Raw genomic sequence first — 22,166 nt, 5'->3', positions numbered from 1 at the left:
GTCTTCCCATGATCAACGTGACCAATCGTACCAATATTAACATGCGGTTTTGTTCGTTCAAACTTGCTCTTCGCCATCTGAGCTCTCCATTTTCCGTCCAAGCCAAGGACTAAGTTAAAAATTAATTACCAACCTGAAATTACGCGTATTTCTTTTGAATCTCCAAAGCAACAGCCGAAGGTACAGGCTCGTAATGATCAAACTGCATTGTATACTGCGCACGCCCCTGACTCATAGAGCGAAGGGTATTCACATAACCAAACATATTTGCCAAAGGAACCATTGCATTCACAACCGTTGCAATACCCCGTGCTTCAGTTCCCGAAATTTGTCCCCGACGAGAATTGAGATCACCAATAACATCACCGACATAATCATCTGGTGTAACAACTTCCACCTTCATGATCGGTTCAAGAAGCTGTGCACCAGCCTTCTTTGCTCCATCACGAAAAGCTGCACGAGCAGCAATTTCAAAAGCCAAAACCGAAGAATCAACATCGTGATAGCCACCATCAATAAGTGTTGCTTTTACACCAAGCATAGGAAAGCCTGCAAGAGGACCTGATCCCATAACACTTTCAATCCCTTTTTGGACGCCGGGAATATATTCTTTAGGAACAGCACCACCAACAATCTTTGACTCAAAAATAAAATCATCACCATCATGAGGCTCAAAAACAATTTTTACACGAGCAAATTGACCGGCACCACCCGATTGTTTCTTATGCGTATAATCAATTTCTGCCATTTTAGTAATTGACTCACGATAAGCAACTTGAGGCTGCCCAACATTTGCTTCAACCTTAAACTCACGCCGCATACGGTCAACAATAATATCAAGATGAAGCTCACCCATTCCAGCTATAATAGTCTGACCAGATTCCTCATCCGATTTAACACGAAATGAAGGATCTTCAGCTGCTAGACGATTAAGAGCAATACCCATTTTTTCTTGATCTGCTTTTGTTTTCGGTTCAATTGCAATCTCAATAACAGGCTCTGGAAATTCCATCCTCTCCAAAATAACAGGCTTCAAAGGATCGCAAAGAGTATCACCTGTTGTCGTCTCCTTAAGTCCTGCAAGAGCAACAATATCACCAGCAAATGCTTCTTCAATATCCTCACGAGAATTTGAATGCATTTGAAGCATACGCCCCAAACGCTCTTTCTTCTTTTTCACGGTATTCTCAAGAGAAATACCTTTCTGAACTTTACCTGAGTAAATACGACAGAACGTCAACGAACCAACAAAAGGATCATTCATAATTTTAAAAGCAAGCATAGATAGTGGAGCATCATCTGAAGATTCGCGTGTCGTCTCAGACTCAGTCTTCACATCAATACCACTAATTGCCGGAACATCAACTGGAGAAGGAAGATAAGAAACAACAGCATCCAAAAGCGGCTGAATTCCCTTGTTTTTAAAAGCCGTACCACAAAGAACCGGATGAAACTGAACTTCTACTGTCCCTCTACGAATGAGAGAAACAAGCTTCTCGTTGGTTGGCATAACACCTTCCAAATAAGCCTCTGTCGCAGCTTCATCAATCTCCACAGCCATCTCAATCAATTTCTCGCGATATTCTTCAGCTTTCTCCTTTAAATCAGGGGGAATTTCACTTATCACCGCCGAGGCACCAATAGAACCATCCCACTTCAAAGCTTTCATTTCCACAAGATCAACAACACCTTCAAAGTCATTTTCAGCACCAATTGGCAATTGCAAAACAAGCGCCTTAGCCCCTAACCGCGAGCCAACCATTTCTACACTACGATAAAAATCAGCACCGATCTTGTCCATTTTATTAACAAAAACCATACGTGGTACACGATATTTCTCAGCTTGCCGCCAAACAGTTTCCGTCTGAGGCTCTACACCAGCATTTGCATCCAACAAGGCTATTGCACCATCAAGAACTCGCAAAGAGCGCTCAACTTCAATTGTAAAATCAACGTGCCCTGGCGTATCAATAATATTAAAGCGACGCTTCCGACCGTCACTCCCTTCCCAAAACGTCGTTGTCGCAGCAGACGTAATCGTAATACCGCGCTCCTGCTCCTGCTCCATCCAATCCATCGTAGAAGCACCATCATGAGTCTCGCCAATTTTATGATTCTTACCGGTATAGAACAGAATACGCTCAGTCATCGTAGTCTTACCAGCATCAATATGCGCCATAATACCAAAATTACGATAATCTTCAATTTTATATTCGCGAGCCATTATATTTGCCTTAGTTAAAAACCTCTACCAGCGATAATGAGAAAAAGCACGATTAGCTTCAGCCATACGATGAACATCTTCACGCTTCTTTACGGCAGAACCGCGATTATTAGCCGCATCCATCAATTCACCAGACAAACGCTCAATCATCGTCGTTTCATTTCGACCACGTGCCGCAGCAATCAACCAACGAATAGCAAGGGCCTGACGACGATCAGGACGAACATCAATCGGAACCTGATAAGTAGCACCACCAACACGGCGTGAGCGAACCTCAATATGAGGAGCAACATTCTCTAAGGCCCGATGAAATAGAGCCACAGGATCCGTTCTTACTCTCTTTTCTACAGAATCGAGCGCACCATAAACAATACGCTCTGCAACTGATTTTTTACCATCAAACATAACGGCATTCATAAATTTCATAATAACCAAATCACCAAACTTAGGATCTGGATTAATTTCACGCTTTTCTGCTCTATGACGACGGGACATTGGCTTTGTCTCTCAATATTATTTTGGACGCTTTGCGCCATACTTTGAACGACGCTGTTTACGATTCTTAACACCCTGTGTATCAAGCAAACCACGAATAATGTGATAACGAACTCCTGGCAAATCTTTCACACGACCACCACGAATCATCACAACAGAGTGCTCTTGAAGATTATGCCCCTCTCCAGGAATATAACCAATCACCTCAAATCCATTTGTCAAACGAATCTTAGCAACTTTACGAAGAGCAGAATTAGGTTTCTTCGGTGTTGTTGTATAAACACGTGTACAAACACCACGCTTCTGTGGATTCGACTGCAGAGCAGGAACCTTATTACGTTTAACTGACGCTACACGTGGCTTACGAATCAATTGGTTTACGGTAGGCATGCAACCTTCCTTTTTTCGATCTACATTCGTCTTACCCAATCGGGCTTTTCTATTTCTACTTCTACCCACTCCAACAGAATCGGAACAGATATCTAAACCTACACACAAAATCGGGCATACCTGCAAAAAAACAGTTCACCCGACCACACGCAGAGAAGGCAACAGCCTTTTGCACTAGTATTTGCTTTTAATCTTCTTAACACCTGTGAATAATCTTCCGGTTTATATCCAAAACGCCTGATCACATCCACATCTGTTATGTCCATCTCTAATAGCGAGAACACTTACATTCGTCAAGAACTAAACAGCAGAAAGTTTTTAAAAATGAAAATAAATTAAATTTTAAAACTTTAAATTTGCTTTTACCGCTACTCTTGATAAATCAATTTACCATAGTAATATCCTCTATAAATAAAAGAGGCAACGATGTGACTCTAATAAAACATGAATGCAGTAAATTGAATTGAATTGCATACTTGATATCTAATGATAAGCGCCATGAAAATAGCAACGTGGAATATTGCCGGAATAAAAGCACGACATGAAACGTTATGTCAATGGCTACAACAAAGCCAGCCCGACATAGTCTGTTTACAGGAAATTAAAAGTATTGATGAAAATTTTCCACGCGATGCAATTGAAAATTTAGGTTACCATATAGAAACACACGGACAAAAAAGTTTTAATGGTGTTGCGATTCTCTCTAAACAAACACCGGATGAAGTGATCCGTCGATTACCAGGCAATGATAATGATGAGCAAACACGTTACATTGAAACTGTTTATTCAACAAACAAAGGTGTTATTCGTGTTGCATCTCTCTATTTGCCAAATGGGAATCCTATTACGAGTGAAAAATATTCCTATAAAATAGAATGGATGAAAAGATTATATACACATGCAAAATCGTTGCTTGCGTATGAAGAACCTCTGATTCTAGCGGGTGATTATAATGTCATCCCCGCTCCATTAGATGCAAAAAAACCTCAAGAATGGTATCAAGATGCCTTATTTCTTCAAGAAACAAGAAAAATGTTTCAACGTATTCTTAATTTAGGTCTTTACGATGCTATCCGGAATGTCACCGATACTCCCTCCTTCAGTTTTTGGGATTTTCAGGCAGGTGCTTGGCCTAAAAATAATGGGATTCGTATTGATCATTTATTATTATCACCAGAAGCTGTTGATCAACTTATTTGCGCTCATAGTCAAACAGAAGTAAGGGGATATCAAAAACCATCCGACCACGTTCCTGTTTGGATTCACCTTAATATAAATTAAAAAAGTACAGCCCCCATTTGAAACAACAAAAAATTCTACTCAAAAATAATAACTATGCTACACCATGTAAACAGTATATCTTAAACAACTAAAGTAAAGATAAATGAATGGAGGACATAAATGAAGAAATCATTGTTAATGTTTATTGCAGCAACAGCCATTGGATTCACAAGTGTCGCGCATGCTGAACATGATACTCTTGAAAAAATAAAACGAACAGGGGAAATTACTTTAGGTGTCCGTGAATCATCTGGTTTAGCCTACGCCCTTGGTAATAATAAATATGTAGGTTTTCATACAGAAATGGCAGAACGTATCATTAATGATATCTCAAAAAAAATTGGTAAACCAATTAAAATTCATTATCTTCCCATCACTTCTCAAAATAGAATTCCTCTCTTAAAAAATAAAACCTATGATTTTGAGTGCGGATCAACAACAAATGATATTGCCCGCAGTAAAGAAGCAGCATTTGCTTATACGACATACATTGAAGAGGTTCGGATTGCTGTAAAGAAAAACTCTAATATTAAATCTCTTGACGATTTAAATGGAAAAACAGTTGCAACGACCACCGGTACAACATCTGTTCAACTTATTCGTAAAAACAAACGTGCAAAAAACATTCAGTTTAAAGTTTTAAAAGGAAAAGATCACGGAGATAGTTTTTTATTATTAGAATCTGGTAAGGCAGATGCTTTTGTTATGGACGCTTCAATTCTTGCTGGACATATTGCTAAATCAAAGAATCCATCTGATTATGTCATTCTTGATACTGTACTTTCAGTCGAGCCTATCGCCTGTATGCTCAGATTAAATGACAAAAAGTTTGAACAAACAATCAACGATAGTATCGTACATCAGATTAAAGATGAATCACTTGAAAAGCTTTATAATAAGTGGTTTATGAAACCAATCCCACCTGCTAACACTGTTATGAACCTTCCCTTGTCAAAACAAACAAGATATGCTTGGGATCACCCAAATAATAAGCCTCGAGAAAGCTACACAGAAAAAGATTTATAGAATTTAATAAAGAAGAACCACACTCTTTAAAAATTGAGTGTGGTTTATATTTTAATTCACTTTTTAATAAATTTGGCCTATGTAGATGCGCTTAGTTTATTGTCCTATTTGTGAATGACTAATTTGAGGGAATATCAATAATGGACTTTTCTTTCCTTTGTAGAGATGACCTTACTCAAACACTGGTAACAGGATGTCTGGGAACTTCCGGCATGAGTCATACCTATTTAGATACACTTCTCGATGGCTTAAAAAATACGGTTATATTGTCTATCACTTCACTTATCTTAGCTGTATTGTGTGGTGTTATTATAGGAACAATGCGCACTTTACCCAAAACATCGATAATCAATTATATATTTCGTACTATCGGTGCTATTTGGGTAGAAATTATGCGTAATATTCCCCTCCTTGTACAAGTATTTTTGTGGTATTTTGTTGTTCCTAAGATTTATCCACCAGCAATGAAATTTTCCCCCATTCTCTTAATAACATGCGCATTGGGATTCTTTACATCTGCACGCATTGCAGAACAGGTTCGTTCAGGCATTGAAGCGATTCCTTCTGGACAACGCTATGCTGCTATGGCAATGGGGTTTACAACTTATCAAAGTTATCGCTATATTATACTACCACGTGCTATACGTACAATTATGCCACCTCTTACTTCAGAGGCAATGGGGATTGTAAAAAATTCGTCTATAGCATTCGCCGTTTCAATAAATGAGCTCATGCAATTTCAATACCAAGCAATTGAAGAGGTAAGCCATGTTTACGAAAACTATCTGCTTGTTACGATTCTTTATATTCTAATAGCCTTATTCGTATTCATTGTGATGACAGTCATTGAACAAATACTCAAAATTCCTAATTTTCAAACAAAGGGAAATTGAATATGATGAATTTCATAAGCTCTCAGTTTGGACTTTATTTTCCTTTCAATTTTTCCGACTTTGATTTTTCCTTTTTTACCTTTGATGTATTTCGTTCTTACATTTTATCAGGTTTACTCTTTAGCGTTTTTCTAACTCTTTTTGCAACGGTATTGGGGTTTGTTTTCGGCACCCTTTTAGCAATGATGCGCCTTTCTTCCATAAAACTTCTGTCTTGGTTTGCAATCGTTTACATAACCGCTATGCGTTCAATACCACTTGTAATGGTTATCTTATGGTTTTTCGTGCTTTTGCCTTTTTTAACCGGTACATCCATCGGTGCAAATAAATCAGCACTCATTACCTTTACCGCATTTGAAACGGCTTATTTTGCAGAAATTATGCGTGCTGGCATAAATTCAGTTTCGCAAGGACAAAAATATGCAGGGCAAGCTCTTGGAATGACATATTGGCAAAGTATGTATATTGTCATTCTTCCTCAAGCCTTTAGAGATATGCTTCCAGTCTTTTTAACACAAGTTATTATCCTTTTTCAGGATACAACCCTTGTTTATGCCATCAGTGGTAACAGTCTTCTAAATGGTTTTGATATTGCTGCTAATAATTTTGGTGTAAAGCAAGAATCTTATATCTTAGCAGCTATTTTCTATTTTGTTATCTGTTTTACACTGTCACAAATAGTTTTGTATTTACAAAAAAAAGTATCCATTATTCGCTAATAGGAAAAAAAATGTCTACTCATATGATCGAAATAAAAAATGTTTCCAACTGGTATGGCGAAATTAAAGTCCTTAAAAACTGTACAACCAACATTAATAAAGGAGAAGTGGTTGTCGTTTGTGGTCCATCAGGATCAGGAAAGTCAACACTCATTAAAACTATTAACGCTCTCGTCCCTTTTCAAAAAGGTGAAATTTGGATTAATGGAATACCAGTTCATTCAAAACAAACGAATCTGCCTAAATTGCGAAGTCAGGTGGGAATGGTATTTCAACATTTTGAGCTTTTTCCCCATTTATCTGTCACAGAAAATTTGACAATTGCACAAATAAAAGTCCTAAAACGAAGCAAAAAAGAAGCACTTGAACGTGGATTGTTGTATCTTGAACGCGTTGGGCTAATTGAACACAAAGATAAATATCCTGGTCAACTTTCTGGAGGGCAACAACAACGTGTTGCTATTGCACGTGCCTTAACTATGGATCCACTTGTCATGCTTTTTGATGAACCAACATCTGCTCTAGATCCTGAAATGGTAGGTGAAGTACTCGATGTCATGATTAGCTTAGCAGAAGAAGGTATGACGATGATTTGTGTAACTCATGAAATGGGATTTGCACAAAAAGTCTCAGAGCGTGTTATTTTCATAGATCAAGGAACAATTCTTGAAGACTGTTCATCTAAAGAGTTCTTTTCTGATCCGCAAGCAAGAACACCGAGAACGCAAGAATTTTTGTCTAAAATCCTAAGTCATTAACCGTTATATTATCACAAAAAGCTATCTCTACTGTAAACTTAGACACAAGACAATAGAGTTTATAATGGATGAGAGAATGTAAAATATTACAATCAGATGTTTAAAAACTGTTATTTTTTAAAATATCAGCAACCAGTGAAATTGCTGTACGTCTCTCAAATTCATTACAAAGAGCAAAAGCCTGTTCTTGCAAAGGTCTAATCCAATTTCTGTCTTTTACGTTAGCTTTTTCATAAGCAGCAGTTAACATTGCCGCCCCACGGACAATTTTTCCTTCTTGAAGCAGTATATTTCCAAGCATGGCTTGAGCGGAAGGATTTCCTTTTTTTGCTGAAAGTTGAAACCATCGTGCTGCTTGTATAAGATTCTTCTCCCTTCCCTCTCCCTTTAAAAATATTTTTCCTAAATGATACTGAGCTTTAGGATTTCCATAGTTTACCGCAGCCTGCATATAAAGATGAGCAGCATAAGAAGGATTAGGTTTCACAGGTGATTGAGGAATACCTTTTTTTATATATCCCGCAAATTTAACCAATGCGTCAGAAACATAACTTTCATCCTCTGAACCAAGATCCGCACCTTTTTCAACAATATATGCAAAAAAATGATATGCCTTATAATCATTTTTAGGGACACCATCACCGTTTGCATAGATAGAGCCAAGTTTCCAATTCGCACCAATATGGCCTCTCTTAGCCGCACAACATAATGCTGCAATAGCCTGATTTATATGCCCATTTTTATAAGCAGACATGCCACGTTTTAAAAAATAAAACGAACCATCATTCGCTTCTTGCAACCTATTGATATCTATTGCATAAACAGTCGAAAAAACCCCCCCTAAAATCACAACAATCGTGGCTTTTTTCCATATCTGAAATCTATTAACCATTTCCCCCCTATCTCAATTTTAATGATTATATCTGTTACAAATTTCTTTGTAGATATTTAAACTCTTTTTCTTAGTAAGAAGCATACGTGATTTTAAAGTAAAAATTAAAAAAAAAAAAGACAAATAAATAAAAACCATCCAAAATATTCGATAAAATTAAATATCCATTTTTATATACAAAAAATTGATTTTTAAATATAAATCATCATTCTATATTTTGTAACACCTCCTTTAACACTCTAGGATTTATTGATCTTAAAATTTTATACGTATGAGTAAAAATCGTTCAATAAAATAACGTGCATTAAACAGCAACTTGAGAACGAAAAGAATACATGATGAATGGTAAGCGTTTAAGTATAAAAACAATACGAAAGATAGATAAATATAATGATGATAGTTAACTTATAACTTCACGACTGCCTTACCACTTTAAAGATGAAATTTTTTCTACCGTCAATCTATAAACAATACAGCTTTTTGTTTAACGGATTCCACCTAACATCACTTCACATGGAGTTACTTCATACTTTACACACAAGCCCTACCTCAGAATACTCACCTCTACATACAACAAAAATACCACATGTGTAATTTTACATGCCTTATATTGCTACTCTAAATAATGATGTTTTACAGCAATAAGTCAAAATATTGATTTATAATGATAATTTTCCTTTTTTGCATATTAAATGAGTCCCTCGAATATCGTAAGATTCTCTCATTCCAAACCTGTTCCAGATTGAATGAATCAAAACCATCTGCTTGCACAGTACAAGCAGAGAGAGCTATGTGGATAAAAATTCTGTTTAAGAAAGAAATAAAAATGCCTCTTATGAACAGTCTTAAGTGCCAAGGGCTGTCCGGATTGGTCAGAATGGCACCCTGCCGCTTGTTACTTCACAAGCATAAAGAAGGGAAGCTCAATGAATGTATTTGTACCATTCATGATCTCCGTCGTCAAATAGGTTTGGATGCCTTAAAAGATGTTTCTTTAATGATAAACATAAAACAATGGATTTCAGTAGAGATTTTATGATCGTTCATGAAAAACTAATAAAAGAAAAAATTCCCTTTAAAGAAGATCTATACCAGCCCTAATGGTATGAAATCATCCATCAAAAAATAAAAAGTTGAAATCAATCCAACCGTTCTAAAGCAACAAATATCTTCTTCTGCGCTGCACGCAGTTCTACAACCCTGTTCCGTTCACGCTCAACAATTTCTGTTTTTGCATTTGCTATAAATTTGGGGTTGTTTAATTTAAGCGATATTTTTTCAATATCTTGTTCAATTTTACTGACATCCTTCCTCAAACGAACGCGTTCAGCCTCCAAATCAATCAACTGTCCTAATGGTAAACAAAAAACAGCCTCTCCCAAAATCATTTGTGCCGATACTTCCGGAACTTTATCAGAGAAATCAATAACTTCAATACGCGCTAATTTTTTAAGAAGTGCATCATAACGCTTCACACGCTCTCGCGTTACTTCCCCTCCTTCGACAACAACAAGAGGTGCTTGTGTAGCCACTGGAATATTCATTTCAAAACGTACAGACCGAATCCCTGTAACGACATCAATAAGCCAATTAATATCATCAGCAGCTTCTTCATCTATCAATGTTTCCTCTGGCCATTTTGTCAATGCGAGCATATCCTCACGCTTGATGGCTTGCGTTTCTGTAAGAGACCACAACTCTTCCGTCATATGAGGCATAAAAGGATGAAGAAGTTTATAAACTTCATCTAAAACCCAAGCAGTACAAGCTTGAGCCTCATTTTTAACATCTTCATTTTCCCCCTGAAAAATAGGTTTGAGAAGCTCCAAATACCAATCACATAATGTATTCCAAATAAAGCGGTAAAGTGTGGCAGCTGATTCATTAAATTTATAGTGTTCAATACCAGTCGTCACTGCTGAAATCGTTTTAGATAACTCGGTTAAAATCCAACGATTAAGCGCCAGTTTTGCTTGTTCTGGCTTAAAAGTTGGATCATGCTTCACACCATTCATTTGTGCAAATCGGGTAGCATTCCACAATTTCGTAGCAAAATTACGATAACCAGCAATACGAGAAGCGTCAAGTTTTACATCACGACCTTGTGCTGCCATAATAGCTAAAGTAAACCGAAGTGCATCAGCACTATATTGATCAATAAGCTCTAAAGGATCAATAATATTTCCCTTTGATTTTGACATCTTTGCACCCTTTTGATCCCGAACAAGAGCGTGCACATAAACCGTTGGGAAAGGAACGTCACCCATAAAGTGAAGTCCCATCATCATCATACGAGCAACCCAGAAAAAAATAATATCAAATCCTGTCACGGATAAAGATGTTGGATAAAAAGTAGATAATTCAGTCGTTTTATTTGGCCATCCTAATGTTGAAAAAGGCCAAAGAGCTGATGAAAACCAAGTATCTAAAACATCCGGATCACGGATTAATTCAACAACCTCACCATAATGAGCAAAAGCTGAATCTAAAGCCTCTTTTTCACTTTTTTCAACAAAAACCGTTCCATCAGGACCATACCAAGCAGGAATCTGATGTCCCCACCATAATTGGCGAGAAATGCACCAAGGTTGAATATTTTCCATCCAATTGAAGTAAGTCTTTTTCCAGTTATCAGGAACGAACTGTGTTTTTCCTTGTTGAACAGCCTCTATCGCTGGCTTTGCTAATTCAGCAGCACGAACATACCATTGATCTGTCAAAAAAGGCTCAATAGGGACACCACTGCGATCTCCATGAGGAACCATATGGATATGATCATCCACAGAGGCTAAATATCCCTGTTCTTCCATCAAAGTAACAATCTTCTGGCGCGCAACAAAACGATCAGATTTATCGAGATTTTCTACTAACATTTTTAATTCATCTGATAAAATCAAACCCTCAAAAAAGGCTTCATTTTCACGGAGAAAAATCTCGGCTTTTTGGGTAAAAATACTGATCAAGCGTAAATGATTACGCTGTCCTACTTCAAAATCATTAAAATCATGAGCTGGTGTGATTTTGACAGCACCACTTCCAGCTTCAGGATCAGCATGCGTATCACCAACAATTAATAACCTACGACCAACAAGCGGCAAAAGAGCATTTTTGCCGATAAGATTTTTATAACGCTCATCTTCAAGATGAACAGCAATTCCTGTATCACCAAGCATTGTTTCTGGCCGTGTTGTCGCCACTGTTATAAAAGTTGTCGCATCATTTGGATCAAAAATTTTACCCTCAAGTGGATATCTAAAGTGCCACAAATGTCCTTGAACTTCTTTTTGCTCAACTTCAAGATCCGAAATAGCTGTCAACAATTTAGGATCCCAATTGACAAGGCGCTTATCCCTATATATCAACCCTTGCTTATAAAGCGTGACAAAGACTTCGCGAACTGCCTGCGACAACCCCTCATCCATTGTAAACCGCTCACGCGACCAATCACATGAAACCCCAAGGCGACGCAACTGGTTTGCAATAACGCCTCCAGTTTCATAACGCCATTCCCAAATACGCTCAATAAACTTTTCTCTCCCCATTTCTTGACGCGTTGGCTCTTGGCATTCTGAAAGTTGACGCTCTACAACCATTTGTGTAGCAATCCCAGCATGATCCATACCAGGCTGCCACAACACATTTCTGCCACGCATCCGCTGAAATCTAACTATTATATCTTGAATTGTCGTATTGAGCGCATGCCCCATATGAAGTGAGCCCGTAACATTAGGAGGTGGAAGCATAACGCAAAAAGGTTCTGCACCGCTTTTAGAACCAGCTCCCGCTTTAAAAGCCCCCCGAGTCTCCCATCTCTTTGCAACCCGTTGCTCTATAGAGGCAGCATCATAGTTTTTTTCTAACATTCTATCCATCCATAACGCCGCTGAAAAACACAATATATGATCAAACCCTGATCATAATCCAGTAAATCTCAGCGATTCACTAGAGAGCTCGCAAAATCGCAAACAAAATTCTCACAAAATGAAAAACATAAAAATAATGTAAAAAAATAATTAAGATGATTTTTTAATCGCTTTCACAATCTCTTCACGCAAAATATCTTCCAGCAAAATAGGCAATTTAGACTGTAACCATTCTGCTATAGCCGGACGCAACACATCCTTTGCAATCTTTTCTGCAGAAGAAATACAATATGCAGACAATTCCACATGACCATCTCCTCCAGCTTCTGACTGTGATTTCCTTATCTCATCTTCATATTCTTCTGCTTTATAAACAGAATTCCGTTCTCCAGAAGAAAGCTTCATCTTTTGCATATCCATACCAACTGTATTATTTTCTGCCTCTATATCCCCTTTCTCTTGCGTTACCTTCCCTCCTTGATTTTCAGAAGAAAGACCAATACGATCAGCTAAAGCTTTCATAGCATCATCAACCGATAAGGTTGTATCATCAATACCCTCTGATGCAACTTCTGAACGACCTTCCGAAGCATTCACTGCAACATCTTCATTTAAAAAGTGATCAGATTGAACCGCATTTTCTTCGATTATTTCACGAATAGATGTTAAAATTTCATCCATACTTGGCTCACGTAACACGCTTGAACTCTGTACCATACTTTACAACCTTTCAAAGACGCAACAACAAATAGAATCATATTTTCAGTGTATGCAAAAGAATCATAAGATCAACATACCACCCGCGATATTTTCAAATATGCTTGTCATAAAGAGGGCGCTACACACAATTTTCTACACTTATAAAAATAACATCTCACCGCTCTATTTTTAAACATATTCAACTATTGATTTACTAATCTTTTAAAAACTAAAATAATTTTAAGATTAAAGAGATACTTTTACGCATTATCGGATATATTTAATTGTTTTTAAACCTAAATAACTTGCAGTCAATTTACCAATAGAAGATTGAACACTATAGCTCGCCACAACAGCATTACGCTCCGCCATTGCAAGCGCAATCTGAGCGTTAATCAATTGAGTACGAGAATTTAAAACATCCAGCGTCGTTGCTTGCCCTACGCGATTTTCTTGAACACGACCTTTCAGAGCAATTTCAGCAGCACGAACACTTTCACGGTAAGCAATAACAGATGAGCGTGCGCCCTCCAACTGAAACCACGCAGAAGTAAGTGCTTGCCTCGTATTACTATGCGCCAAATCGAGTTGAAGATGCGCCTGTCCAAGCTGTTCCCTTGATTGGCGAATTTGCGCAGACGTACGCCCTCCTTCAAAGATTGGGACACTTACTGACAATCCTATTGATTTAGAAACTCCATCCTCTCCAGCACCGCTGTAAATTCGATTATAAGATGCTGTTGCAGAAAAATCAACTTTAGGGAGCAATGCCCCTTCTTTCGCCTTTACATTGTAAACACTCGCATCGACTAAATATTTAGCATAAAGAATTGCTGGATGCATCACAACACTCATTCGGTAAGCCATATCAAGGTTGATGGGAAAATCTTTGGCTACGGGAGGGCGTTTTAACTTTTCAGGATCAGAACCAATAACTTGTCGATACACTGCCTCTGCTGTTTTTACATCAGCACGAGCAAGACTCAGCTCTGAAACCGCCACGGAACGTGCAGCTTGAGCTTGAGCAAGATCAACATGCCCTCCTTCACCCACATCAAATTTTGCTTTATTAGAACGAACTTGTTCTTCAAGAGCTGCCAAATTTTCTCTCCGAAGATCGGCAACACGACGTGCGTGATAGACATTAGCATAAGCGGTCACTGTCTCTAGAAACGTATTTTGTTCAACATTACGAAGATATTCACGCTGAGCCTGCAACTTAACTTGAGCTGAAGAAAAGATATTTTGCGTGATAAAACCATCAAATAACCTTTGATTTAATCTCACACCTATAGATCCAGAAGTGATATAAGGACTTGTAAAAGACTTATTCCGCCCATAGTTCCCAACCCCCTCAACTTGTGGCAATAACCCTGATCGCGCAATGACAACATCATCACTGGATATACGCACAGCTGCACGTTCACTATTCAACTTAGCATTATGTTTATAAGCCTTAGAAAAAGCTTCCATCAATGTTTCAGCACAAACAGTCTCTGATAGTAAAATACTCAACACCAGTAATAAACACGCCTGAAACTTCTTGTTTATTCTAAACACAATACACACAATAACAAACCCCAAATAAATTACAAAACTATCTTTTATTCACAAAACAAACAAGCACTAAAATACAAAACTAGGTGTTTTTAAAAAACAAGGAAGAGGCTTTACAGCGAGGTTAAAAGCACGACGTGCCGAAATGATTCCATCTTCTTTTATATAGATTTGTGCAACAGCAGCATTTCCATACCCTTCAACCACAACAAGACGTCCACAATCTTTCATTTGATCAAAAATATCTTGTGGAATAAAATCAACAGATCCCTCAATGAAAATCACATCATAAGGTCCCTCAACGGCATATCCTTGCTCTAATGGACCATGAATGACAACCACATTATCACATTGATTACGTTCTAAAGCTTCAAGAGCACGTTCAAAAAGAGATTTATTACTTTCCAACGCAATCACAGACCCTGCAAGTTTTGCAAGCAACGCTGCACAATAACCACTATTTGCACCAATATCTAAAACAACATCTGATGATTTTACAGCGGCAAGCTGTAGTAATTTCGCTAGAGATGCAGGTTTCATCAAATAGCGTGCAGGAACCCCATCTTGCACTGGATATAAAACAATATCGGTATCAAGATAACTCAATATTTTCACATCTTCCGATACAAAATCTTCACGAGATACCGTTAAAAACGCTTCAAGAACTGATAAATCCGTTACATCGACTGTACGAATTTGATTGTCAACCATTTTGCGACGAAGCTCAGCAAAATCTGCAACCATAACGAATATTTTCTCCTAACCTACAAAAACAAACAAAACAGCGACAATGAGAGATGAAGATCTTTTAAACTATGGGCGTTACGAAAAAGGACGCTACAGTCAATAATTAGATTTTAACTGTATGATCTCTACATAAAAAATGTCTTCACAACTATCGAGGGAAATAATCTATCTTCCTATACCTCATCTCCCCTAAAAGCCGTTTCATTTAAAATCGGCTGGAGGCCTCGCCCGGAATCGAACCGGGATACAAGGATTTGCAGTCCTCTGCGTAACCATTCCGCCACGAGGCCTCATCAACAAACATAAAGGTTTCAATAAGGGAAGGCAATGCATCCGTCAAGGTGTAGAAATCTTCTCTCGCCTTTTTTTCTCTTATTACACAATTTATCATATTTTTTTAAAAAAAGTAATTTTATCCTTTGCAAATCAGTATTGCTTTGCTATAGCCTTTTCAACTAAATAATTGGGCGCCATTCCCCGGTAGCTCAGCGGTAGAGCAACCGGCTGTTAACCGGTTGGTCGCTGGTTCGAATCCGGCCCGGGGAGCCACTTTTTTTTATTCTACGTAGCTTATTGTTTTTTCTCAAGTTTTTAGATATGGGGGATTCGTTAATAAAAGTGAGGAAATAGGATTTTTGCAATAAAATAGAAACACAATATTCTACGGAATGTATTTTTTTCAATGAACGCAAAAAACAATTGATTCATTTTGAAATAGCACGATAAGATTACTTTTTTCAAACTACCGCGTCTCTATCAGAGAGTACTATGATTATTTGCACATTATAAATTACGGTTTTTTTCAGCAGAGAGAATTATTAAGCTCCATCAACAATGAAAAAGATCTTATATAATTTTTTTCCAAAGAAAAAATGATTTGTACTCCATAAAGTACTTAAATTTAAAACCTGCTCATGAAATAATCATTTTGAAAAATGGAAGAAACAACAATCAAGGCATATATTATCTCCATACACCCCATATAACCTCCTTCGCATCCTAAAAGCAAAAAACATCAAACAAGTCTGTAAACACTCCAGCGTCTTATCTAACAGGTTGTTTTCCCTGCTAACCACTTCAACGCTTTACAAACAACCTTGCCTTGGATATTCATGACACTGTCATAAAACATTTAATACATAAAAAGTCTTATAGGCTTTATATCCCCCAAAATAATAGTGTTTTACAGTACAAAACCAAGATAACGAACCAAATTGTTAAGAATTCTGAGAAAACCTTCAGAAATCATGACATTCTCGCTATTGTATTATGCAGTCACACACTTTTTTAAAGAGATATCTCTTAAATCACCCCCCAAGCCCCTTTCACAGTGACTCCCGTAAATGGTATAAAATAAAATCGATTGATCAGCCTCATCTTTATTTATAATAAAAGCCATACCATCATACTATTTTCCGACTCTCAATCTTAGCAATACCCCCTTTGCCTTTGAAAGAGTTTATAAGAATCATTTTATTTATTTCTCAAATGTTTATCTATATGATAATTTCACATATAACGTGCAAGTGAATACTTTTGATTGATCCACATAAATAGCTTCAAAATGAAAAAAATTCTACGATATAATAAATTATTCAATATATAAAATAATGAGTTATTATTAGACATCACTTTTTAAAATTAAAAATTATCATTAAAGATAAAACACATCTTTTATAAAAATAACTTTATATAAATAAAATCTATCTTTATTCCCATTTAAAAAAATAGGAATAAAGAAAATAAATAATCGCCTCTACAATGATGATTTTTTTAAAAGATTTTTAAATAAATAACATTTAGAAGTTTTTATTTCTAACAAATGAAAACCTCTGAAGGACCTTTTTATTTTGGCAAGAGTATTTTATACCTCTTTTCAATTGAGAATAAATCAACAAAAGTAAAACATCTCCAGGACATAATCTTTTTTCAAGATTTTATCTAAGCAGCCTTCTTAACTGATTTTCGAAAACGAAAAGACTTTGCACGCTTTGCCACCGCTTTTCCTTTTTTATGCCTCTCATTTGGAGATGAAGAATTTTTCCGCTGCAACTGTGCAGCATCATCTTTTCGACCTAAAAACTGTTTTTGACGTTTATATTTTTTAAAACGGCGTTCCTTATCGTTTTCTTTTTCTCTACTTTCTGGCACAATTGGCTTTTCTGGAAACGCTGCAAATTGTTCTGGAACAGACTCAGGCACCAATTTCATACGAATCAAACGCTCGACAGCACGCAACCTTTCCCTTTCTATCTTCTCATCAAAAAGCGTAAGTGCTTCACCAGATGCACCATTACGTCCTGTACGACCAATACGATGTACATAACTTTCAGCCTCATCTGGTAAGTCATAATTAATAACGTGGCTTACCCTTGGTATATCAATACCGCGTGCAGCAATATCTGTTGCCACAAGGATCTGCACAGATCTTTCACGAAAAGCTTTTAAAGCAGACTGACGAGCGCCTTGTGATTTATTCCCATGAATTGTTGCGACTAAATATCCTATCTTTACTAAACTACGTGTGACAGAATCAGCCCCATGTTTAGTTCGGGTAAAAACAATAACCGAATCAAAAGCTGGATTTGTCAAAAGTTTACTTAAAACATTCTTTTTTTCATTCGTAGGAACACAATATAATTTCTGCGTAATCTCTTCAGCCGTAGTACCTTGAGGAACAACTTCAATTTTAACCGGATCATTGAGTAAACATTTTGCAAGCACAGCAATTTCCCTTGGCATTGTTGCAGAAAAGAGTGCCGTCTGACGCTCTTGATGCAAAAGCTTTGCAATTTGCTTAACATCATGAATAAACCCCATATCCAACATACGATCTGCTTCATCCAAAATCAAAAAACGAGATTGGGAAAGATCAACACACTTTTCACGAACAAGATCTCTCAAACGCCCTGGAGTCGCTATCAAAACATCCACACCTGCTTCCATACGTTTAATTTGTTTTAAACGTGATACGCCTCCAAAAATAAGACATGTTGAAAGATGTGCACCTTTCGCCGCAGTGCGAATCGTTTCATCAATCTGAACAGCAAGTTCACGCGTGGGAGCTAAAATCAAAGCGCGTGCAGTTTTAGGACAGCGTTTATCACCAAAAGCCAAAATCTGACTTAAAATAGGTAAACCAAATGCCAAGGTTTTTCCAGAACCTGTCTGAGCAATACCTAAAATATCGTGTCCTTTCAACATCATTGGAATAGCTTGTTCTTGTATAGGCTTAGGTTTACTCATCCCAGCAATGAGTAGATTTTTAATCAAAAGAGTAGGCAAACCTAACTTTGTAAAAACATTTTCTTCTTTTATAGGCAAAATAAAATCTTTCCTCAGCTTAAGAACTCAAAACAAGTAACCAGCTGCACTCTCCACTCAAGAATCCGCGCAAGAGAAATCCCTGACATTTTAAATGAAGCAACGCTTAAAAAGCGGCTTGCGCAACTCATGAGCATCTTGAAATCAAGATAAAGGCGTATAAACTTCACTGTACAAAAAGCCAACAAACCAGCCTAAATGCCTTTATCCCCATTATCCTTGGATTATGATAAAAAATCAAGAACTTTAAAAGATACATTTATCACGAATAAAAAACAATATTTAGATCGTTTACTTTTTGATGATTGTGTCCGTCGGTAAATGTACCTTGATAAAATCAGGATAAATCTCTAGAAAAACTGGATTTTGTAAAGTTTTTTGACCACCATAAATTAAATACCATTGGGTTTTATCAAAAATCGCCAAAGTTTTATATCGAATGATGCAATCCTTCATCTCAAGAAATGTTGGAATTAAAGCATACAAAGTACCGTTATTAGTTTGTAAATACTCTATATTTTCTTTATCTAAATAATAAGCACCAGAAGGCAAATCCTCAAATTTCCTATGCAACTGTTGAAGAAAATCACTACGTAAAGCACTCTCTGTTGTATTCAATCGATGAGCCATCTCTTTATAAAGCCGCTCAGGCATATAACGAGAAATAGGCGTAAAATCCCTATTTTTTATAGCATTATTGACATCAACAACGACTCTTGAAAGTTCAGCTTTTTGTATTATTGTTGGCTGAGATGCCAAACTATGTTGATTAACAATCAAAAAGAAAAATAGACTCAGTACCAAATAAAAAATAGGTTTCATCATTATACTTCTTTTTTAGTAAAATTTCAGTTTCTCAAATAACGAAATCAAATAACGTTTGATCATCAGTAATATCACGATAACGCCAACCTAACGCTTGAAATTTTTCCTCTAAAAGACAAAAATTACCGTATTTTTTTGTTTCAATCGCAACCAATACAGAACCAAAGTTTCTCGCTGATTTTTTAAGATATTCAAAACGTACGATATCATCATTTGGTGATAATGTAGAAAGAAAATGACGCAATGCACCAGGATGTTGCGGAAAACTAAAAATAAAATATTTTCTCAACCCTTGGAAACGTAAAGAACGCTCTTTAATTTCTGGCAAACGCTCAAAATCAAAATTACCTCCTGAAATAACGAGAAGAATTTTTTTTCCCTTTAACTCTTGAGGAGGAATACTGTTAAGCGCATCAATCGATAAAGCACCAGCCGGTTCAAGGACCACACCTTCAACATTAAGCATTTCAACCATCGTAGAACAAACGCGATTTTCAGGAACCGTAATGACAGAATCAGGAGAAAATTGCTTTAGAATTGTATAGTTTAGTGCACCAATTTCAGCCACAGCAGCACCATCTACAAAAGTGTCAATACTTTTAAGCTTGACGCGTTTTCCACTCTCCAAACAAGCAAGCAAACTTGCAGCTCTTTGCGGCTCAACAAAACGAAGTTTTGTTTTCCAACCATATTCATGTAAAAACTTGCTCACCCCACTTGCCAACCCCCCCCCTCCTACCGGCACAATCATTAAATCTGGCTCACTTTCTCCATTGAGTTTTTTCCATTGTAAAGCAGCTTCACAGAGCACTGTTGCCTGCCCCGTAATAATGCGAATATCATCGAAAGGTGGAGCCATTACACCACCACTCTTCACGACAAAGGATTGCGCAGCTTCATAACATTGATCAAATGTTTCACCAATCAAACGAATATCAATGAATTCTTTACCAAAAATACGTGTTTTCTCAATTTTTTGTTGTGGCGTTGTCATAGGCATAAAAATCACGCCTTTACGTTTAAAATAACGACAAACAAAAGAAACCCCTTGCGCGTGATTCCCCGCTGAAGCGCAAACAAATGCAGAATCTGGTGATATACTGCTAAGCATTTCTGAAACAAAATTGAAAGCACCACGAATCTTATAAGACCGCACCGGTGTTAAATCTTCACGCTTTAAATAAATTTCTGCATCATACTTTTGACTAAGAAAATCATTTCTCTGAAGTGGTGTTTCAGCAAACACGTGATGCAATCCCACCATAGCTTTTGTGACGTCTTGAATAAATTGACTCATAACATTAATCATTTCATGCTTTATTTACATTATAAAAGCTTTTTCTAGCGATAAAGAAAACTATTGTCAGTCAAAATTTCACTAAAAAAATGAAAAATGTTTCTTTTGTCATTAATTCTTGATTCAATAAAAGATATAGCTTATGAGAGAACCCTCATCGCGGACGTGATGAAAACGGTAAACATAGCAGACTTAAAATCTGCCGGTCAGAGACCTTGCGGGTTCAAGTCCCGCCGTCCGCACCACAATATTTGAATTTCCCCTTACTTTCCAATAGGTTATTAAAAATCAACAAAAATTAAACCACCTTCTAAACCACCTTTCACAACTCCATTATAACGCTATCAGACGGCACCGCGATGATGCTGAAATGCGAATCATTTCTGCTTTTGAGATTCTTTTCAGCACTTTGATCTCCTCCTTTTTTAGGTGTTAACAAACACGGTCGATAGTCCATCGCTATGCTTTTCCCAAACGGGTATTGTATGGCATAGCTACACCCGACAAAGCCCTTTTTTTTCAAAAAGGTGAAATTTCAAATCCAACCTCTGCAATTTTTAAAGAGGTCGTGACGGTAATACCATCATTATCGATTGTCACTAAATTATTCATGATCAAACTATTATCAATAATTTTCTGTCATTTCTGTTAATCTTCTCTATGAATAGTTCGTAATTTGGGACCTCTTCAAGATAATTCTACTGAATCTCTTTCAGTTTTTTTGGCTTCAATATAACGATCAATTTCAACAAGATCCCATTTTAAGTATCGTTCTTCTTGTATAGGCTTAGGAAAAGCTCCGATTTTTACAAGCTCTCTAATGTATGTCATTGACATTCCGAGATAAATTGAGAGATCTTGTATATTAACAAGCCGTTGCAAACGCATCGACAGTAAAGCTTGTTCGAATAAGCTTATTTTTTCTATTGAGGCAGTTAATTTTTCTTCGTTCATTTAAAATTTTCCTTATTATCGACGTGTTGAGAATAATTATAATGGGTGGGGGTGCTGGGAGGAGAGAGCACTCCCATAGGTTTAAGCAGCTTTTGCCAAAATCTTTTGCATCTCTTCTTCTATTTCCCCTAAAAAGATTTCGACCGCTTTATTGATCTCTTCAATGTGTTTCTCATCACGGTGGATGCGTTTGATTTTCATTCTCAAACCAGTAGATTTGCC

18 protein-coding genes, 3 tRNA genes and 2 pseudogenes are annotated in these 22,166 nt (G+C 37.0%); 8 read left to right on the top strand and 15 right to left on the bottom strand.

Annotated elements, in window-relative coordinates:
• The 4 genes and pseudogenes from ACFIJS_RS07930 to rpsL all read right to left on the bottom strand — a co-directional run.
• Positions 1-77, bottom strand: a pseudogene (locus ACFIJS_RS07930) (elongation factor Tu); the annotation flags it as partial.
• Positions 78-139: 62 nt separating this feature from the next.
• Entirely contained in the window at positions 140-2,224 is a 2,085-nt protein-coding gene (gene fusA, locus ACFIJS_RS07925; RefSeq protein WP_375651044.1) for an elongation factor G, read from the bottom strand.
• Positions 2,225-2,248: 24 nt separating this feature from the next.
• Complete coding sequence (rpsG, locus tag ACFIJS_RS07920) at positions 2,249-2,719, bottom strand: 30S ribosomal protein S7 (protein ID WP_375651043.1); 471 nt, start codon at positions 2,717-2,719, stop codon at positions 2,249-2,251.
• An 18-nt stretch (positions 2,720-2,737) separates the two neighbouring features.
• The gene (gene rpsL, locus ACFIJS_RS07915) at positions 2,738-3,109 is read right to left on the bottom strand and encodes a 30S ribosomal protein S12 (protein WP_375651041.1); all 372 of its coding nucleotides are present in this window, start codon (positions 3,107-3,109) and stop codon (positions 2,738-2,740) included.
• A 498-nt stretch (positions 3,110-3,607) separates the two neighbouring features.
• Between rpsL and xth the strand changes: the two genes are divergently transcribed.
• The 5 genes from xth (at position 3,608) to ACFIJS_RS07890 (ending at position 7,786) form a co-directional block, all read left to right on the top strand.
• The gene (xth, locus tag ACFIJS_RS07910; protein WP_375651040.1) at positions 3,608-4,390 is read left to right on the top strand and encodes an exodeoxyribonuclease III; all 783 of its coding nucleotides are present in this window, start codon (positions 3,608-3,610) and stop codon (positions 4,388-4,390) included.
• A 120-nt stretch (positions 4,391-4,510) separates the two neighbouring features.
• On the top strand, positions 4,511-5,416 hold the full coding sequence (locus ACFIJS_RS07905) for a transporter substrate-binding domain-containing protein (RefSeq protein ID WP_375651039.1): 906 nt from the start codon (positions 4,511-4,513) through the stop codon (positions 5,414-5,416).
• 140 nt (positions 5,417-5,556) lie between these two features.
• Positions 5,557-6,309 (top strand): amino acid ABC transporter permease, encoded by a 753-nt coding sequence (locus ACFIJS_RS07900; RefSeq protein WP_375651038.1) that lies wholly within the window; start codon positions 5,557-5,559, stop codon positions 6,307-6,309.
• Positions 6,310-6,311: 2 nt separating this feature from the next.
• Positions 6,312-7,028, top strand: coding sequence for an amino acid ABC transporter permease (locus ACFIJS_RS07895; protein ID WP_375651036.1), 717 nt, complete (start codon positions 6,312-6,314; stop codon positions 7,026-7,028).
• 11 nt (positions 7,029-7,039) lie between these two features.
• Entirely contained in the window at positions 7,040-7,786 is a 747-nt protein-coding gene (locus ACFIJS_RS07890; protein ID WP_375619591.1) for an amino acid ABC transporter ATP-binding protein, read from the top strand.
• A gap of 100 nt (positions 7,787-7,886) precedes the next feature.
• Here ACFIJS_RS07890 and ACFIJS_RS07885 read toward each other — a convergent pair whose 3' ends face one another.
• Positions 7,887-8,678, bottom strand: coding sequence for a tetratricopeptide repeat protein (locus ACFIJS_RS07885; protein ID WP_375651035.1), 792 nt, complete (start codon positions 8,676-8,678; stop codon positions 7,887-7,889).
• Between the two features lie 826 nt (positions 8,679-9,504).
• Here ACFIJS_RS07885 and ACFIJS_RS07880 point away from each other — a divergent pair.
• Positions 9,505-9,717, top strand: coding sequence for a DUF4102 domain-containing protein (locus tag ACFIJS_RS07880; RefSeq protein WP_375651034.1), 213 nt, complete (start codon positions 9,505-9,507; stop codon positions 9,715-9,717).
• 100 nt (positions 9,718-9,817) lie between these two features.
• On the opposite strand, the gene ACFIJS_RS07875 is transcribed toward ACFIJS_RS07880, so the two are convergent.
• The 5 genes from ACFIJS_RS07875 to ACFIJS_RS07855 all read right to left on the bottom strand — a co-directional run bounded on the left by ACFIJS_RS07875 (position 9,818) and on the right by ACFIJS_RS07855 (position 15,834).
• A complete protein-coding gene (locus ACFIJS_RS07875; RefSeq protein ID WP_375651047.1) occupies positions 9,818-12,541 on the bottom strand; it encodes a valine--tRNA ligase in 2,724 nt (907 codons plus the stop codon).
• 150 nt (positions 12,542-12,691) lie between these two features.
• The gene (locus ACFIJS_RS07870; protein WP_375651032.1) at positions 12,692-13,258 is read right to left on the bottom strand and encodes a DUF2497 domain-containing protein; all 567 of its coding nucleotides are present in this window, start codon (positions 13,256-13,258) and stop codon (positions 12,692-12,694) included.
• Between the two features lie 249 nt (positions 13,259-13,507).
• Positions 13,508-14,758, bottom strand: coding sequence for a TolC family outer membrane protein (locus ACFIJS_RS07865; protein WP_375651031.1), 1,251 nt, complete (start codon positions 14,756-14,758; stop codon positions 13,508-13,510).
• Positions 14,759-14,866: 108 nt separating this feature from the next.
• Complete coding sequence (locus ACFIJS_RS07860; protein ID WP_375651029.1) at positions 14,867-15,541, bottom strand: protein-L-isoaspartate O-methyltransferase; 675 nt, start codon at positions 15,539-15,541, stop codon at positions 14,867-14,869.
• A gap of 219 nt (positions 15,542-15,760) precedes the next feature.
• Positions 15,761-15,834, bottom strand: a tRNA-Cys gene (locus ACFIJS_RS07855).
• Between the two features lie 184 nt (positions 15,835-16,018).
• On the opposite strand from ACFIJS_RS07855, the gene ACFIJS_RS07850 reads away from it, so the two are divergent.
• Positions 16,019-16,093 (top strand) — tRNA-Asn (locus tag ACFIJS_RS07850).
• 1,392 nt (positions 16,094-17,485) lie between these two features.
• Here ACFIJS_RS07850 and ACFIJS_RS07845 read toward each other — a convergent pair.
• The 3 genes from ACFIJS_RS07845 to ilvA form a co-directional block, all read right to left on the bottom strand.
• Entirely contained in the window at positions 17,486-18,868 is a 1,383-nt protein-coding gene (locus ACFIJS_RS07845; protein ID WP_375651028.1) for a DEAD/DEAH box helicase, read from the bottom strand.
• A 291-nt stretch (positions 18,869-19,159) separates the two neighbouring features.
• Positions 19,160-19,690 (bottom strand): hypothetical protein, encoded by a 531-nt coding sequence (locus ACFIJS_RS07840; RefSeq protein ID WP_375651045.1) that lies wholly within the window; start codon positions 19,688-19,690, stop codon positions 19,160-19,162.
• Positions 19,691-19,724: 34 nt separating this feature from the next.
• Entirely contained in the window at positions 19,725-21,002 is a 1,278-nt protein-coding gene (gene ilvA / locus ACFIJS_RS07835) for a threonine ammonia-lyase IlvA (RefSeq protein WP_375651027.1), read from the bottom strand.
• A gap of 147 nt (positions 21,003-21,149) precedes the next feature.
• Here ilvA and ACFIJS_RS07830 point away from each other — a divergent pair.
• Positions 21,150-21,235 (top strand) — tRNA-Leu (locus tag ACFIJS_RS07830).
• A 442-nt stretch (positions 21,236-21,677) separates the two neighbouring features.
• Here the strand turns inward: ACFIJS_RS07830 and ACFIJS_RS07825 are convergent.
• Positions 21,678-21,944, bottom strand: a complete 267-nt coding sequence (locus ACFIJS_RS07825) for a helix-turn-helix transcriptional regulator (RefSeq protein ID WP_375651026.1) — start codon at positions 21,942-21,944, stop codon at positions 21,678-21,680.
• Between the two features lie 81 nt (positions 21,945-22,025).
• A pseudogene (locus ACFIJS_RS07820) lies at positions 22,026-22,166 on the bottom strand (exonuclease); the annotation flags it as partial.

This window comes from Bartonella sp. OT172YNZD, from assembly GCF_042193725.1.
Taxonomy (GTDB): Bacteria; Pseudomonadota; Alphaproteobacteria; order Rhizobiales; family Rhizobiaceae; genus Bartonella; species Bartonella grahamii_A.
The sequence above is the reverse complement of the archived record's forward strand: the minus strand, read 5'-3'. Positions and strand labels throughout refer to the sequence as shown.

What these genes read in the sequence shown, in the direction of transcription:
- ACFIJS_RS07880 (WP_375651034.1), top strand. Translation starts at nt 9,505, where the DNA reads ATGCCTCTTATGAACAGTCTTAAGTGCCAAGGGCTGTCCGGATTGGTC.
- ilvA (WP_375651027.1), bottom strand. Translation starts at nt 21,002, where the DNA reads ATGATTAATGTTATGAGTCAATTTATTCAAGACGTCACAAAAGCTATG.
- ACFIJS_RS07860 (WP_375651029.1), bottom strand. Translation starts at nt 15,541, where the DNA reads ATGGTTGCAGATTTTGCTGAGCTTCGTCGCAAAATGGTTGACAATCAA.
- fusA (WP_375651044.1), bottom strand. Translation starts at nt 2,224, where the DNA reads ATGGCTCGCGAATATAAAATTGAAGATTATCGTAATTTTGGTATTATG.
- ACFIJS_RS07895 (WP_375651036.1), top strand. Translation starts at nt 6,312, where the DNA reads ATGATGAATTTCATAAGCTCTCAGTTTGGACTTTATTTTCCTTTCAAT.
- rpsG (WP_375651043.1), bottom strand. Translation starts at nt 2,719, where the DNA reads ATGTCCCGTCGTCATAGAGCAGAAAAGCGTGAAATTAATCCAGATCCT.
- ACFIJS_RS07890 (WP_375619591.1), top strand. Translation starts at nt 7,040, where the DNA reads ATGTCTACTCATATGATCGAAATAAAAAATGTTTCCAACTGGTATGGC.
- ACFIJS_RS07900 (WP_375651038.1), top strand. Translation starts at nt 5,557, where the DNA reads ATGGACTTTTCTTTCCTTTGTAGAGATGACCTTACTCAAACACTGGTA.
- ACFIJS_RS07885 (WP_375651035.1), bottom strand. Translation starts at nt 8,678, where the DNA reads ATGGTTAATAGATTTCAGATATGGAAAAAAGCCACGATTGTTGTGATT.
- rpsL (WP_375651041.1), bottom strand. Translation starts at nt 3,109, where the DNA reads ATGCCTACCGTAAACCAATTGATTCGTAAGCCACGTGTAGCGTCAGTT.
- ACFIJS_RS07875 (WP_375651047.1), bottom strand. Translation starts at nt 12,541, where the DNA reads ATGTTAGAAAAAAACTATGATGCTGCCTCTATAGAGCAACGGGTTGCA.
- ACFIJS_RS07840 (WP_375651045.1), bottom strand. Translation starts at nt 19,690, where the DNA reads ATGAAACCTATTTTTTATTTGGTACTGAGTCTATTTTTCTTTTTGATT.
- ACFIJS_RS07825 (WP_375651026.1), bottom strand. Translation starts at nt 21,944, where the DNA reads ATGAACGAAGAAAAATTAACTGCCTCAATAGAAAAAATAAGCTTATTC.
- xth (WP_375651040.1), top strand. Translation starts at nt 3,608, where the DNA reads ATGAAAATAGCAACGTGGAATATTGCCGGAATAAAAGCACGACATGAA.
- ACFIJS_RS07905 (WP_375651039.1), top strand. Translation starts at nt 4,511, where the DNA reads ATGAAGAAATCATTGTTAATGTTTATTGCAGCAACAGCCATTGGATTC.
- ACFIJS_RS07870 (WP_375651032.1), bottom strand. Translation starts at nt 13,258, where the DNA reads ATGGTACAGAGTTCAAGCGTGTTACGTGAGCCAAGTATGGATGAAATT.